Below are 14,743 nucleotides of genomic sequence, written 5' to 3'. Positions count from 1 at the left end.
CGAGGTCGGGGCCGCGGAAGGAAGTGTAGCGTCTTCAATGGTTTGGCTTGTGCGCTCCTGGCAGGGAGCCAAATCATGCGGAAGGCCACGGCTCTTTCTGCGGAGATGTGGCCGAAGTCAAGGCGGTTTCGGCCTGCGCCGTCGGTCCCCGCGGACGCAGGGACCCATAACCACAGGGAGCAGTTAGGCGAAGACTGGCGGTGAAAGGACTTCCGCGGTACTCGCGGCGGCTGCCACAGATAGATCGCGCGGTATGGGTCCCTGCTTTCGCAGGGACGACAATTACTTCTCCGCCAGCGGGTGCAGGTCGCGCACCAGGCTCTTCAGCCGCTCCTCGACCACATGGGTGTAGATCTGGGTCGTGGAAATATCGGTATGGCCGAGCAGGGTCTGCACGATGCGCAAATCGGCACCATTGTGCAGGAGGTGGCTGGCAAAGGCGTGGCGCAGCACGTGCGGGGAAACCAGCCGGGCCTGCAGGCCCGAGGCGACTGCGAGCTCCTTGAGGTCGCGGGCGAAGTGCTGCCGCGTCAGATGTCCGCTCTCGCCGAACGAGGGGAACAGCCATTTCGAGGCGGCCACGCTGCTCTTCTTGTCGGCCTTGGCAGCTTCGGTCGCTGCGAGATAATCCGCCATCGCCTGCCGCGAGGCCTCGTTCAGCGGCACCAGGCGTTCCTTGTTGCCCTTGCCGCGCACCACGATCATGCGGGCATCGCGCTTTGCCGCCGAGCGCGGCAGCGCCACCAGCTCGGAGACGCGCAAGCCGGTGGCGTAGAGCACTTCGAGCAGGCAATAGAGCCTTAAAGAGCGCAGCCGCTTCGCGGGCGAGGCATCGTCCGCCTCGCTCAATTCCTTGGCACGGCGCAGCATGCGGTCGACGTCGGCGATCGACAGCACTTTCGGCAGGCCGCGGCCGCGCTTGGGGCCGGACAGGATCGCGGCGGGATCCTCGCTGCGGATGCGCTCATTCAGCAGGAAGCGATAGAGATGCCGCATCGCCGACAGCCGCCGCGCGACGCTGGTGGATTTGAAGCCGCGGCTGTCGAGATCGGCGAGATAGTCGCGCAGCGTTTGCGTCTCGGCGTCCGCAAAACTGTGGCCGGAGCGGCCCAGAAACTCCGAGAAATCAGTGAGGTCGCGGCGATAGGCGTCGAGCGTATTGGGCCCGGCGCCCTGTTCCGCCGCGAGCATGTCGAGGAACAGGCCGGTGAGCTTGGCGTCGGAGGGCGGGTTGCGCATGCCCTGAAGCCTAGCTCCTATTTCTTGAGAAATTTGTCAGGCGGGATCGTCACCGTCATTTCCCGCGACTTGGGACTGACGAAATTGGCCAGTGCGAAGACCACGCCATAGACGATGCCGGCGATCACGGCGACGACCGTCAGGAAGCGGAACAGGCTGGGCATCGGGCAAGGTCTCGGGAGAAGGTCCAGACGGGCAAATTAATCAATGAAATCATCCAACATGTTCGCCGTTTCGTGGCAAGAGTCCTCTGGCGAGGCCCCTTCCGGGGTCGTATAGGTGGCCAAAGCGTGCCGCCTTGGGCGGCAGATCGAGCGAGATCCAATCGAGCGAGACATGTCCGACGCCGCGTTGCCGATACCAGCTTCGCCCGAAGCCGACATCCTGTCGGCGCTCGGGACACGCTCGATCGTGCTCGTCGGTATGATGGGGGTGGGCAAATCCACCATCGGCCGTCGCATGGCTCTCAGGCTCAAGTTGCCCTTCGTCGATGCCGACACCGAGATCGAGACCTCGGCCCAGATGAGTATTCTGGAGATCTTCGAGCGCCACGGCGAGCCGTATTTCCGTGACGGCGAGGCGCGGGTGATCGCGCGGCTGCTCGACAGCGGCCCGATGGTGCTGGCGACCGGCGGCGGCGCCTTCATGCGCGAGGAGACGCGCGCGCGCATCGCGGCAAAGGCGGTGTCGATCTGGCTCAAGGCCGACCACGACGTCATCATGCGCCGCGTGCGCCGTCGCGCCGACCGTCCGCTGCTGCGGACCGCCGATCCGGAAGGGACGGTGACGCGCCTGCTCACCGAGCGCGAGCCGGTCTATGGCCATGCCGACCTCACCATCGCCTCGCGCGACGTGCCGCACGACAGAATCGTCGAGGAATGCATCGAGGCGCTGCGCGCCCATCTTTGCGGCGACCGGGCCGCTCCACCATCTGCCGACGTTGCGAGTGCGTTAAGATGACTGCGCCGTTGAAACATTCCGATCCCATCAATGTCGAGGTCGCGCTGGAGAATCGCGCCTACGACATCGTCATCGGCCGCGGCGTGCTCGGCTCGCTCGGCGAGCGCGTGGCGCGTTTGCGTCCCGGCGTGCGCACAGCGATCGTGACGGATCGCAACGTGGCAAAGCACTGGCTCGAGCCGACTGAGGCTTCGCTCGCGGCGAGCGGCATCCCGACCTCGCACATCGTGGTCGAGGAAGGCGAGATCTCCAAGACTTATGCCGGCCTGGAAAAGGTCAGCGAAGCCCTGATCGCCGCCAAGATCGAGCGCAACGATCTCGTCATCGCGCTCGGCGGCGGCGTGGTCGGCGATCTCGCCGGCTTTGCCGCTTCGATCCTGCGCCGCGGCGTCGATTTCGTGCAGGTGCCGACCTCGCTGCTGGCCCAGGTCGATTCATCTGTCGGCGGCAAGACCGGCATCAACTCGCCGCAGGGCAAGAATTTGCTCGGCGCCTTCCACCAGCCGGTGCTGGTCATCGCCGACACCGCCGTGCTCGACACGCTGTCGCCGCGCCAGTTTCGCGCCGGCTATGCCGAGGTCGCCAAATATGGCGTGCTCGGCGACGAGGCCTTCTTCTCCTGGCTGGAAAAGAACCATTCGGACATCGTCAAGGGCGGCGCGGCGCGCGAGCACGCGATCGCGACTTCCTGCCGCGCCAAGGCAGGCGTGGTGTCACGCGACGAGCGCGAGACCGGCGAGCGCGCGCTGCTCAATCTCGGCCACACCTTTGGCCACGCGCTGGAAGCGGCGACCGGCTTTTCCGACCGCTTGTTCCATGGCGAGGGCGTCGCGATCGGCATGACGCTTGCGGCGCAGTTCTCGGCAAAGCTCGGCATGATCGGAGAATCAGATGCCGCACGCATCGAGCGGCATCTGATTGAAGCCGGCCTGCCGACCCGCCTGCAGGATATCGCCGGCTTCGCGCAGGAAGGGCTTGCCGATGCCGACGCGCTGATGGCTCTGATGGCGCAGGACAAGAAGGTCAAGCGCGGCAAGCTCACCTTCATCCTGCTGGAAGCCGTCGGGCGCGCGGTGATCGCTAGGGATGTCGATCCGGTCCCGGTGCGCGACTTCCTCAAGGAGAAGCTTGCGCAGAAGGCTTGATGCGCGGCTGATGATTGCCAAAGCGTTTTGAGCGAAGTGGATACCGGTTCGCGTCAGGAAAACGCGTCAAAAGAAACTTGAGTGGTGCATGGACTGGCTCGGATTCACCATCGTCGTCCTCTGCCTGCTGGTTTCGGCGTTCTTCGCCGCCAGCGAAACGGCGCTGACCGGCGCCTCGCGCGCTAGCATGCTCCGCCTCTCCAAGCAGGGTAATCGCGACGCCGACGTCGTCTCGGACCTGCTCGACATGCGCGAGCGCCTGATCGGGGCGCTGCTGCTCGGCAACAACATCGCCAATATCGGCTCCTCGGCGATCGCGACCGCCATTTTCACGGCCTGGTTCGGCGATGTCGGCGTGCTCTATGCCACCGGCGTGATGACCGCGCTGGTCGTGATCTTCGCGGAAGTGCTGCCCAAGACCATCGCGATCAACGCGCCCGATCGTGTCGCGCTCGCGGTCGCGCGCCCGATGCGGCTCACCATGTACGTGCTGGGTCCGTTGCTGCGCATCGTCGAAGTCATCGTGCGCCTATTGCTGCGCCTGTTCGGCCTCGCCGGCGAGCACCAGGCGATCCTGTCGCCGACCGAGCGTCTGCGCGGCGCGGTCGATCTCTTGCATCACGAGGGCAAGTTCGAAAAGCAGGATCGCGACATGCTCGGCGGTCTCCTGGACTTGCGCGAGCTCCAGGTCTCCGACGTCATGATCCATCGCACCGAGATGATGATGATCAACGCCGACCTGCCCCCGGAAGAGCTGGTGCGCGAGGTGCTGGCGACCGAATACACCCGCATCCCGCTGTGGCGTGAGAAGCCGGAGAACATCATCGGCGTGCTCCACGCCAAGGATCTCTTGCGCGCGATCCGCGCGTCCGACGGCGATACCTCGCGCATCGACGTCTCCACGATCGCGCTGCCGCCCTGGTTCGTGCCGGAGATGCGGCCCGTGTCCGAGCAGCTCAAGGCCTTCCGCCGGCGAAAAACCCATTTCGCGCTTGTTGTCGACGAGTACGGCGAAGTCGAAGGCCTGGTGACGCTGGAAGACATTCTGGAAGAGATCGTCGGCGACATCTCCGACGAGCACGACGTCGTGGTCGCCGGCGTGCGCGCCCAGCCGGATGGCTCGGTCGTGGTCGACGGCTCGGTGCCGATCCGCGACCTCAACCGCGCCATGGACTGGCATCTGCCCGATGAAGAGGCAACGACGGTCGCCGGCCTCGTCATTCACGAGGCGCGCTCGATCCCCGACCGCGGCCAGAGCTTCACCTTCCACGGCTTCCGTTTCCGCGTTCTCCGCCGCGAACGCAACCGCATCACCGCGCTCCGTATTTCGCCGGTGCCGCGCGAGGCGGAGCTGGAAGAGGCCAAGCCGAGACGGGCGGGGACGTCGTTTTAATGGGGCAGTTTGGAGGCTCTGAGGCTTCCACATCGTCATGGCCGGGCTTGACCCGGCCATCCACGTCTTTCCGGTCGCACCAAGAACGTGGATGGCCGGGACAAGCCCGGGCATGACGACCTCGTGTGTTTACGTGCGAAGCCTCCGCGGGAGGCTGAGGCGAAGTTACCCTTCCCCCGGCGCCTTTGCCTGGATCGCCAGTGCGTGGACGCGGCCAGCGAGTTCCGCGGTCAGCGCCGAATTTATCATGCGGTGGCGCTCGACCCGGCTCTTCCCTTTGAAGGCATCAGACACGATATAGACGCGGAAGTGTGTCTCACCGCCGGGCCGATGGCCGGCGTGGCCCTCATGCAAATGTGACTCGTCCACGACTTGCAGGTTTTCCGGGGTGAAAGCTTCCTGCAACTTGTTGCTGATAGTGTCGCGCATAGCCATGTGTGTGCCATTCGGGTGCAGAGATCACGCCCCGTTAATTGCCGGGTTCGCAGCTAATTGCAATGTCAAGACTTGAAGGTTTTTGCATTGCGTAGTCAAAGTCAGCCATGCCGATCGATTCATCAAAATTCTTCGACTCCATCCGGGTCAAGCCGCGGGGCAAGCAGCCGGAAGTGAAGCCGCGCGACGCCGCCGTCGGCTGCGAGTGGGCCGGATGCCAGAACAAGGGCGCGCATCGCGCCCCGAAGGGCCGTGAGAACCAGCGCGAGTACTGGCACTTCTGCCTGAACCATGTGCGCGAGTACAACCAGAACTACAATTTCTTCTCCGGCATGAACGCCGACGCCGTCGCGCGCTACCAGAAGGATGCGCTGACCGGTCACCGCCCGACCTGGAAGATGGGCGCCAATGGCGGCAAGAAGGGTGCGGAAGCCGAGATCGATATGGCGTCCGATCCGTTCAGCATGTTCTCCGAGATCAACGGCCGCGCCAGCTGGCGCAAGGGCCCCGAAGCCGCGCCCCAGGCCGAGACGCGCAAGGTGATGAACGCCGAGCGCAAGGCGCTCCAGGTCATGGGCCTCGGCCCCAGCGCCACGCTGGCCGACGTCAAGACCAAGTACAAGGCGCTGGTGAAGCAGCATCACCCCGACGCCAATGGCGGCGACCGCTCCACCGAAGACCGCCTGATCGAGATCATCAAGGCGTATAATTATCTGAAGACGGTGGTGCGCGAGGCCTAAGGCTACGCCTCCGGGAAGGACAATTCGCAAACCAGTCCTTCCGGCCTCCACTGCCGGGTAATCCGTCCCTGCAAGGTCCGGATGATCCCGTCGACGGCGCCGATCCCGAAGCCTTTGCGCGTCGGCTCCTTGACCTCCGGACCGCCGTGCTCCGACCAGCGCAGCACGAGAGGCTCTGCGCCTCCCGTCTCCCAGCGGATCTCCAGCCTGCCCGAGGGCGTCGACAGTGCTCCGTATTTGGCGGCGTTGGTCGCAAGCTCGTGCACGGCGACTGCGATCGATTGGGCGAGCGTTGCCGGCAGGCGGATGTCCTCTCCAGCGATGCGGATGCGTTCGCCGTCTCCGCTTCCGTATGGCCGGAGTTCCTCTTCGACGATGGTCTTCAGACTCGCGCCGGTCCAGCGCGATGCCGAGAACAGCCTCTGCACGTTCGCCAGCGCGCTTAGCCGACCCTGAAACGCGGCCTGGAATTCTGCCGCGGTCTCGGCCTTCGTCAGCCGCAACATCGCCTGGGTCACGGCGAGCAGATTGTTCGAACGATGATCGACCTCGTAGGCGAGGAGCATCATCCGCTGCTCCGCCTGCTTGCGTGCCGTGATGTCGACCAGCATGTTCACCGCGCCAACCAGTCGGCCGTGCTCGTCGCGCAGCGGTGTCGGATATGGCACGAAACAGATCCGGGAGCCGTCCGGCCGTTCGGCAACGGCCTCGACATCGCGCACGGGGCGGTTCTGCTTGAGCGCGACGGCCATCGGACACTCATCGTGGAGAAGCGGAGTGCCGTCGGGGAGAAAAAGCTTCCAGGTCACGCACCACATCTCGCCGATCTCGGGCGTGCGTCCGGCAAAATCGATGCAGGCCTGATTGAAGAAGGTGATGCGGCCCTTTGCGTCGGTCGTGTAGATCGCGGTGGGCAGTGCCTCGAGCAAGTCCCGGAATCGCCTTTCAGAATCCGTCCCGGCAGCACTCCTGCTCATTGCCTGCCTGGCGATCTCGCCGATCCTGGCCTCGTCCGAATGTCCAAACAAGTCCAGCATTGCATTCCTCTACGGGGCCAGATCAGCTAATCCGCCCGGCCCACGTATGTTCCCAAGTGATGCCTGGAATCTCTTCGATGGGGTTTTTGAAGAACGAAGGGCATCACGCCGAGACCCGCAATTGATCTCCAGGCTGTGGCGCAGTTGCCGATGGGTCGGCGCTTGACGCCGACCCACCGGTCCGTCCAGGCGGCTTCAATCTTTCGGCATTGGTCCGACGTAGGATGAACTCGGCCGGATCAGCCGTCCGGTGCGCTGCTGCTCGCGCGCATGCGCGGTCCAGCCTGCGCTGCGCGCCACCGCGAAGATCGGTGTGAAGGCCTGGCGTGGAATAGCGAGCGCGTCGAGCAGGATCGCGGTGAAGAACTCCACATTGGTCTCCAGCGGCCGCTCCGGATTCTTCTTGCGCAGTGCGCTGCGGATATAGGCCTCGACCTCGCCGGCGAAGGGCAGGTCGGCGCCGTTCGACGCCAGTGCCTCGACCGCGGTCTTGAGCACGTCTGCGCGTGGATCGCGCACGCGATAGACGCGGTGGCCGAAACCCATCATACGTTCGCCACGCGCGAGCGCAGCGTCGACCCATGGCTGGATGCGCTCGCGCGAGCCGATCGCGTCCAACATTTCCAGCACCGGCTCCGGCGCGCCGCCATGCAGCGGACCCGTGAGCGCGCAATAGCCTGCGGTCACCGCGGCGAACAGATCGGCTTGTGTCGAGGCCACCACCCGCGCGGTGAAGGTCGAGGCATTCATGCCGTGGTCGCTGGCGGTGACGAGATAGGCGTCGAGCGCGGTGACTTCGCGCGCGGCGGGCGCGCGTCCGTGCAACATGCGCAGCGTGTCTGCGGCGTGACTCAGCGTTGGATCGGGCGCGACCGGCTCGAGCCCCTTGGCGCGGCGCACCAGCGCGCCCGCAATCACCGGAAACGCGCCGACGATCGTGGCTTCATGCTCGAGGCCGTGTTCGGCGCGAAGTCCGGCGACGGCCGCACGAAACCCGTCGATGACCCCCATGCCGCGTGTCGCCGGCAAGAGGTCCGGCAGGCGCGCGAAGGCGCGCTCGCGCCCCGCGCCCAGGCTCGCCCGCACGTTGGCTTCGCTCAAGGTCGTCTTGCTGGCGCCGTTCCAGAGCCGGGCGGTGACGCCCTCGAAGCTCGACTGGCTCGCCAGCCGGCCGACATGTTCCCCGGCAATGATCAGCTCGCCGCGCTCGCCATCGACATGGCTCAGCACGGTCTCGGCCGCGGGAACGCCGTCTAGCCCGATCTGGCTCTTGGTGAGGTGGATGTTCATGGCCCAAATCTCCTGTTCAGGGAGAACATAAGGTCGGGCCTCTCGACGCATTGATCAATCTTGATTATATCAATCAATATGAAAAATTCTGATGGGCTCTATTTGTCCGCCCGAGAGGCCGCGGCCGAGCTCGCGATCTCGCCGGCCACGCTCTACGCCTATGTCAGCCGCGGCCTGATCCGCTCCGAGCCGACGCCGGACTCGCGGAAGAACCGCTACCGGGCCGAGGACGTCCGGGCGCTGAAAGAGCGCCGGGTGCCGTCGCCGGAGCCGCGGGGCTTGCGCAGCTTCGACGCCGACCTGCCGGTCATGGACACGGAGATCTCGACCATCACGGAAGAGGGCGCGATCTATCGCGGCGTCAATTGCGTCGATCTTTCCGAGAACGACACGCTGGAGCACACGGCGACGCTGCTCTGGGATGTCTCCGACGTCGATCCTTTCGGCCCCGATAACCAGCCTGAGTTCTCCGAGGAGATGCGCGCGATCGCGCAAGTCGCACGCCGGGCGGCGCCGATCGACCGCGCCATCGCCGTGCTCGCGCTCGCCGCCAGCGCCGATCCCCGCGCCTTCACCCGGGCGCCCGACGGCCGCGCCATGGTCGGTGGCCGCATCGTCCGTCTGCTGGTTGCGACCATGCTCAATGCCGAGCCGTCGCCCTCACCGTTGCATCAACAGATCGCGGCGGCCTGGGCCGCGGACAACCAGCACGCACCCGACCTGATCCGCCGCGCGCTGGTGCTGCTCGCCGATCACGAATTGAACGCCTCGACTTTCACCGCGCGCTGCGCGGCCTCGACCGGTCTCAACCTGTACGACGCCGTCATCGCCGGCCTTGCCGCACTGAAGGGCCCGAAGCATGGCGGCGCCGGCGTGCTGGCCTCGCAGCTCGTGAAGACATTGATCGACCGTGACGTCGCCCCTGTTGTGCGCGAGCGCGTCGCGCTCGGCGAGCGCTTTGCCGGCTTCGGCCACGGCGTCTACAAGCGCGGCGATCCCCGCGCGCAATCCCTGCTCAACGCGCTCTCGCGCGCCGGCGCGCCGCGGAAATTCACCCGCGAAGTGCCCGAGCGCATCGCGGAAGCCACCGGCGAATTCGTCAACATCGACTATGCCCTCGCCGTCCTCGTGCACGCGCTGCGCCTGCCTGCGGGCAGCGAGCTCGCCTTGTTCGCGATGGCCCGCAGCGTCGGCTGGATCGCCCATGCCAGCGAGCAATTGCAGTTCGGGAAGTTGATCCGGCCAAGGGCCAGGTATGTGGGGCCGGCGCCGGGAAGGCGGGCCGGTTAGGATCTCTGCTAGGCCGTGTTATTCCGCTGTCGTCCCTGCGAACGCGGGACCCATAACCCCAGGGAGCAGTTTGGCGACGACTGGTTGTTCGGTACTCCCGCCGGTCGCAATTGGTAGATCACGCGGTATGGGTCCCTGCGTTCGCAGGGACGACGCCTTTGGTGTGGCGGCAGCCTAACCCCGTGGCTTGGTCGTTGCGATGACGCCGTTCTGCCGCCGGCGATAGATCCACACCGTCACCCCCAGCACGATCGCGACCCCAACCACCGTCAAGATCCAGATGTGCTTGCCGACATGGCCGTGATGATGCAGCCCGGCATATTCGTGCAAGGCCGACACCGCCAGCACGCCCGGCAGCACATGGGCGGGGGCCCAGACCAGGATCGCCGGGATGTTCACCGCGTAGAATTTTGCGGGCGCCATTCCCAGCGCGCCCGCTGTCACCGGCACGAAGGCGCGGATCGGCGGCACGAAGCGGGCGAAGAACACGGCCCAGGTGCCGAAGCGGTGGAAGAAGCTCTCGCTCTCGGCGACCACGCGCGGATAATTGGTCAGCGGCCAGGTGTTGAGGATCTCGCGCTGCTGCCGGTGTCCGATCCAATAAGCCGAGCCGTCGCCCAGCAAGGCACCCGCGGCGGCGGCGAGCAGCACCCACGGCAGCATCAGCTCGCCGCCCGGAATCAGCGCGCTGAGCGCCAGGATGATGGTCGAGCCGGGAATCACCGATCCCACCACCGGGACGGCCTCAAGCAGCGCTGCCAGGAACAGGGTCAGATAGGCCAGCCACGGATGCGCCGAAACGAAGGATATGAGGGGATCGAGAAAGGACGTCACATCGTCTCTGGCGGGCTGGAGCACGGGGGCTTTGGACCCTACATAAGTAACTGCATACGGCCAAAGTGCCATTCGCACGGAACGGGCGTGATCCGCCCGAATTTGGGCGTGATTCGCAAGGCAGCCCTCCAAAAACTGCGTTCCTTGCCTATCTAAATGAAAAGACAACGGAACTTTGATCGGAGGGCGGGCTTCTGCCAGCCACTTGTCTCTGATAGGTTGAGTTTCAGCACCCAGCCGCAGCCAACGTGCGAATAACCGGTTTCGGGACCGCCCGGGACCTCGGAGGATTGATGACGACCGCCGCCCTGTCCAAAGTTGAGGAAGTTTCCGGTCTGCCCGACATGAAGGTGTCGGTGCGCCAGGTGTTCGGGATCGACAGCGATCTCGAAGTCCCCGCCTATTCCGAAGTCGATCCTCACGTGCCCGAAGTCGATTCCGACTACCGCTTCGACCGCGCCACCACGCTCGCCATTCTCGCCGGCTTCGCCCGCAATCGCCGCGTGATGGTGACCGGCTATCACGGCACCGGCAAATCCACCCATATCGAGCAGGTCGCGGCACGCCTGAACTGGCCCTGCGTACGCGTCAACCTCGACAGCCACATCAGCCGTATCGACCTCGTCGGCAAGGACTCCATCGTGGTCCGTGACGGCAAGCAGGTCACCGAATTCCGCGACGGCATCCTGCCCTGGGCGCTGCAGCACAACGTCGCGCTGGTGTTCGACGAATACGACGCCGGCCGCCCGGACGTGATGTTCGTGATCCAGCGCGTGCTCGAAGTCTCCGGACGCCTGACGCTCTTGGACCAGAACAAGGTGATCAAGCCGCATCCGGCGTTCCGCCTGTTCGCCACGGCGAATACGGTCGGCCTCGGCGACACATCGGGCCTCTATCACGGCACCCAGCAGATCAACCAGGGCCAGATGGACCGCTGGTCGATCGTCACCACGCTGAACTATCTCAGCCATGACGAGGAAGTGGAGATCGTGCTGGCCAAGGCCAAGCACTATCGCACCAGCGAAGGCCGCGACATCGTCAACAAGATGGTGCGCCTTGCCGATCTCACCCGCAACGCCTTCGCCAACGGCGACCTGTCGACGGTGATGAGCCCGCGCACGGTGATCACCTGGGCGGAAAACGCCGACATCTTCGGCGATATCGGCTTCGCCTTCCGCGTCACCTTCCTCAACAAGTGCGACGAGCTCGAGCGTCCCCTGGTCGCCGAGTTCTACCAGCGCTGCTTCAACGCGGAGCTGCCGGAATCGGCGGTCAACGTGGCGCTCAGCTGAGGTGTGGGATGTCGTCCCGGACAAGCGCAGCTCTTGGCAACGCGAGGCGTTGTCGAGAGCGAAGTGCAGATCCGGGACCCATAACCACAGGCCGTGGTTTTGCGAAGATCGGGCCATCAGTGTGCTCACTAACTGCTCCCTGTGGCTATGGGTCCCCGCGTTCGCGGGGACGACGGTGAGATCGAGATGAGCACCACCTCCAACTCCAAATTCCGCAGCAACAAGGAAGCGCCGACCGAGCCGTTCAAGCGCTCGGTCGCCTCCTGCCTGAAGGCGATCGCCAAGACGCCGGAGCTTGACGTCTCCTTCGCGGCCGAGCGGCCGGGCCTCGCGCCCGGCAAAGCCCGCTTGCCCGAGCCCGCGCGAAAAATGACCAAGCGCGATGCGGCGATCGTGCGCGGCCACGCCGATTCCATCGCGCTCAAGCTCGCCTGTCATGATGCCAAGCTGCATCGCAAGCTGATGCCGGGCAATCCGCAGGCGCGCGGGGTGTTCGAGGCGGTGGAGCAGGCGCGGGTCGAGGCGATCGGCGCGCGCCGCATGGCGGGCGTTGCGAAGAACCTCACCGCGATGCTCGACGACCATTTCCACCGCGGCAAGTTCGACGAGATCACCGACCGCGCCGATGCGCCGCTGGCGGACGCGCTGGCGATGCTGGTGCGCGAGCGCCTGACCGGCATGGCGCCGCCGACGGCTGCGAAGAAGATGGTCGACCTCTGGCGTCCGATTCTCGAAGACAAGATCGGCAAGCGGCTCGACCGCCTCGATGGCCTGGTCGAGGACCAGACCCGGTTCGGCGATGCCGTGCACGACCTCTTGACCGCGCTCGAGCTCGGCGACGAGCGCAACGCCGACAGCGAGGACGATGACGATAACGACGAGAACCAGGACGGCGACAACGACCAGTCCGGCGCCGAGGGGTCGCCCGATTCCGACGCCGCGCAGGAGATGAGCGCCGACCAGGCGCAGGCTTCATCGGAAGAGATGAGCGAGAGCGCGATGGAAAGCGCGCAGGCCTCGACCTCCGACACCTTCGACGACGGCGAGCTCGGCGACGACGAGACGCCGGGCGAAGCGACCCGTCCGAACCAGCATGGCAAGAACGAGCCGCGCGGGCCGGAATATCACGCCTTCGCGCCGAAATTCGACGAGATCATCGCTGCCGAAGACCTCTGCGACCATGACGAGCTGGAACGCCTGCGCGCCTATCTCGACAAGCAGCTCGCGCATCTGCAAGGCATCGTCGCCCGCCTCGCCAACCGCCTGCAGCGCCGCCTGATGGCGCAGCAGAACCGGGCCTGGGAGTTCGATCTCGAAGAGGGCATCCTGGACCCTGCGCGCCTGTCGCGCGTCGTCACCGATCCCTATCACCCGCTGTCCTTCATGCACGAGAAGGAGGCGACGTTCCGCGACACCGTGGTGACGCTGCTGCTCGACAATTCCGGCTCGATGCGCGGCCGGCCCATCACGGTCGCCGCGACCTGCGCCGACATCCTGGCGCGCACGCTGGAGCGGTGCGGCGTCAAGGTCGAGATCCTCGGCTTCACCACGCGCGCCTGGAAGGGCGGCCAATCGCGCGAGGCGTGGCTTGCCGCCGGCAAGCCGGCCAATCCGGGCCGCCTCAACGATCTCCGCCACATCATCTACAAGTCGGCGGATGCCCCCTGGCGTCGTGCGCGAAAGAATCTCGGCCTGATGATGCGCGAGGGGCTGCTGAAGGAGAACATCGACGGCGAGGCGCTGGACTGGGCGCACAAGCGTCTGCTCGGTCGGCCCGAGCAGCGCAAGATCCTGATGATGATCTCGGACGGCGCGCCGGTCGACGATTCCACGCTGTCGGTCAATCCCGGCAATTATCTCGAGCGGCACCTGCGCCACATCATCGAGGAGATCGAGACCCGCTCGCCGGTCGAGCTGATCGCGATCGGCATCGGCCATGACGTGACGCGCTATTACCGCCGCGCGGTGACGATCGTGGACGCCGAAGAGCTCGGCGGCGCCATCACCGAGAAGCTCGCCGAGCTGTTCAGCGAGACCAACACGGCGCCCACGCAAGCACCCGCTCGCCCGCGACGCAAATTGCATTCGTGAGCACGCATCAATCCCGCCGCAGCATTCTCGGCTTTGCAGCGGCGGGATTCTCCACTTTCGCAGCCTCCCGCATCGCGCTGGCGCAAGCCGCGAGCGAGCCGCCGCCGCGCGCGCTTCAAGTCGAGCGTGCCGTCACAGGGCCCGTCAGCATCGAGGTCAATGCGCGCGCCATTCCCCATTTCGAGCCGCGTGACCGCGCGCGCACGCGCTTCGGCTCGCTCGACTATCGCAGCGGCCTGGTGCTGACCTCGCCCTATCGTGGCTTCGGCGGATTGTCCGCCATCCGGGTGGACGCCAAGGGCGAGCGCTTCCTCGCGGTCTCCGACCAGGGCGGCTGGTTCACCGGGACCATCCGCTACGCCAATGGCAAGATGGTTGGACTCGACGACGTCGAGGCCGCGCCGCTGCTCGGCGCCGAGGGCCGGCCGATCACGGAAAAGCGGCTGTGGTGGGATTCGGAATCGATCGCGCGCGACGGCAATATCGTCTATGTCGGGCTCGAACGCGTCAACCAGATCCTGCGCTATGATTTTTCCAAGGGCGGCACACGCGCCCGCGGCGAAGTGGTGCCGGTGCCGGCGGGCGTGCGCAGACTGCCCTCCAACAAGGGGCTGGAGGCGCTGGTCGTCGTGCCCAGGGACACGCAGAAGGCCCAGCCGCTCGCGGGCACCCTGATCGCCTTTTCCGAGCGCGGGCTCGACGCGGACGGCAATCTCACAGCCTTCCTGATCGGCGGCCCCACGCCCGGCCAGTTCAGCGTGCGCCGCACCGAGAAATACGACATCAGCGACGCCGTGCTGCTGCCGTCCGGGGAGCTCTTGATCCTCGAGCGCAAATTCTCCTGGTTCACCGGCGTCAACATCCGCATCCGGTCGATCCCGCTGAAGTCGGTCGCACCCGGCGCGCTGGTCGACGGCCCCGCGCTGTTCGTCGCCGATCTCGGCCACGAGATCGACAACATGGAAGGCATCGACGCCCACGTCACGCCCGAGGGCGA

General features: G+C 65.7%; 14 protein-coding genes. 8 read left to right on the top strand and 6 right to left on the bottom strand.

Translation table 11 applies throughout. The features are described from left to right. Positions 1 to 282: 282 nt before the first annotated feature. Together xerD and UNPA324_RS16370 are read right to left on the bottom strand one after the other, a co-directional pair. Positions 283 to 1,239 carry a site-specific tyrosine recombinase XerD gene (gene xerD / locus UNPA324_RS16375; RefSeq protein WP_141935142.1) on the bottom strand — a complete coding sequence of 319 codons (957 nt, stop codon included), beginning with the start codon at positions 1,237 to 1,239 and terminating at the stop codon, positions 283 to 285. Positions 1,240 to 1,256: 17 nt separating this feature from the next. After that, entirely contained in the window at positions 1,257 to 1,403 is a 147-nt protein-coding gene (locus UNPA324_RS16370; RefSeq protein WP_014439243.1) for a hypothetical protein, read from the bottom strand. 172 nt (positions 1,404 to 1,575) lie between these two features. Here UNPA324_RS16370 and UNPA324_RS16365 point away from each other — a divergent pair, with 172 nt between their 5' ends. The 3 genes from UNPA324_RS16365 to UNPA324_RS16355 all read left to right on the top strand — a co-directional run bounded on the left by UNPA324_RS16365 (position 1,576) and on the right by UNPA324_RS16355 (position 4,737). Then, entirely contained in the window at positions 1,576 to 2,199 is a 624-nt protein-coding gene (locus tag UNPA324_RS16365; RefSeq protein WP_141935141.1) for a shikimate kinase, read from the top strand. After that, on the top strand, positions 2,196 to 3,344 hold the full coding sequence (gene aroB / locus UNPA324_RS16360) for a 3-dehydroquinate synthase (protein ID WP_141935140.1): 1,149 nt from the start codon (positions 2,196 to 2,198) through the stop codon (positions 3,342 to 3,344). The genes UNPA324_RS16365 and aroB overlap by 4 nt, the downstream gene beginning before the upstream one ends. An 88-nt stretch (positions 3,345 to 3,432) precedes the next feature. Next, positions 3,433 to 4,737 carry an HlyC/CorC family transporter gene (locus tag UNPA324_RS16355; protein WP_128919125.1) on the top strand — a complete coding sequence of 435 codons (1,305 nt, stop codon included), beginning with the start codon at positions 3,433 to 3,435 and terminating at the stop codon, positions 4,735 to 4,737. Positions 4,738 to 4,902: 165 nt separating this feature from the next. On the opposite strand, the gene UNPA324_RS16350 is transcribed toward UNPA324_RS16355, so the two are convergent. Next, positions 4,903 to 5,172: a BolA family protein gene (locus UNPA324_RS16350; RefSeq protein WP_128919126.1), complete on the bottom strand. Its 270-nt coding sequence runs from the start codon at positions 5,170 to 5,172 to the stop codon at positions 4,903 to 4,905. A gap of 107 nt (positions 5,173 to 5,279) precedes the next feature. Between UNPA324_RS16350 and UNPA324_RS16345 the strand changes: the two genes are divergently transcribed. Beyond that, entirely contained in the window at positions 5,280 to 5,912 is a 633-nt protein-coding gene (locus tag UNPA324_RS16345) for a J domain-containing protein (protein WP_128919127.1), read from the top strand. A gap of 2 nt (positions 5,913 to 5,914) precedes the next feature. Here UNPA324_RS16345 and UNPA324_RS16340 read toward each other — a convergent pair whose 3' ends face one another. Continuing rightward, on the bottom strand, positions 5,915 to 6,949 hold the full coding sequence (locus tag UNPA324_RS16340; RefSeq protein ID WP_128919128.1) for a sensor histidine kinase: 1,035 nt from the start codon (positions 6,947 to 6,949) through the stop codon (positions 5,915 to 5,917). 195 nt (positions 6,950 to 7,144) lie between these two features. Continuing rightward, positions 7,145 to 8,239 (bottom strand): citrate synthase/methylcitrate synthase, encoded by a 1,095-nt coding sequence (locus UNPA324_RS16335; RefSeq protein ID WP_128919129.1) that lies wholly within the window; start codon positions 8,237 to 8,239, stop codon positions 7,145 to 7,147. A 78-nt stretch (positions 8,240 to 8,317) separates the two neighbouring features. Here UNPA324_RS16335 and UNPA324_RS16330 point away from each other — a divergent pair, with 78 nt between their 5' ends. After that, a complete protein-coding gene (locus UNPA324_RS16330; RefSeq protein ID WP_141935139.1) occupies positions 8,318 to 9,529 on the top strand; it encodes a citrate/2-methylcitrate synthase in 1,212 nt (403 codons plus the stop codon). A gap of 174 nt (positions 9,530 to 9,703) precedes the next feature. Here the strand turns inward: UNPA324_RS16330 and UNPA324_RS16325 are convergent, their stop codons facing one another. Next, positions 9,704 to 10,363, bottom strand: coding sequence for a DedA family protein (locus tag UNPA324_RS16325; RefSeq protein ID WP_141935138.1), 660 nt, complete (start codon positions 10,361 to 10,363; stop codon positions 9,704 to 9,706). A gap of 293 nt (positions 10,364 to 10,656) precedes the next feature. On the opposite strand from UNPA324_RS16325, the gene cobS reads away from it, so the two are divergent. From cobS to UNPA324_RS16310, 3 genes are all read left to right on the top strand, one after another. Further along, a complete protein-coding gene (gene cobS / locus UNPA324_RS16320) occupies positions 10,657 to 11,655 on the top strand; it encodes a cobaltochelatase subunit CobS (RefSeq protein ID WP_128919133.1) in 999 nt (332 codons plus the stop codon). 186 nt (positions 11,656 to 11,841) lie between these two features. Then, on the top strand, positions 11,842 to 13,746 hold the full coding sequence (cobT, locus tag UNPA324_RS16315; RefSeq protein ID WP_128919134.1) for a cobaltochelatase subunit CobT: 1,905 nt from the start codon (positions 11,842 to 11,844) through the stop codon (positions 13,744 to 13,746). Then, positions 13,743 to 14,743 (top strand): esterase-like activity of phytase family protein (locus UNPA324_RS16310; protein ID WP_141938892.1); only part of this gene is annotated, 1,001 nt, incomplete at its 3' end. The genes cobT and UNPA324_RS16310, both read left to right, overlap by 4 nt.

This window comes from Bradyrhizobium sp. UNPA324 (genome assembly GCF_006658635.1).
GTDB lineage: Bacteria > Pseudomonadota > Alphaproteobacteria > Rhizobiales > Xanthobacteraceae > Bradyrhizobium > Bradyrhizobium nanningense.
This window is presented reverse-complemented; position numbering and strand designations above follow the sequence as displayed.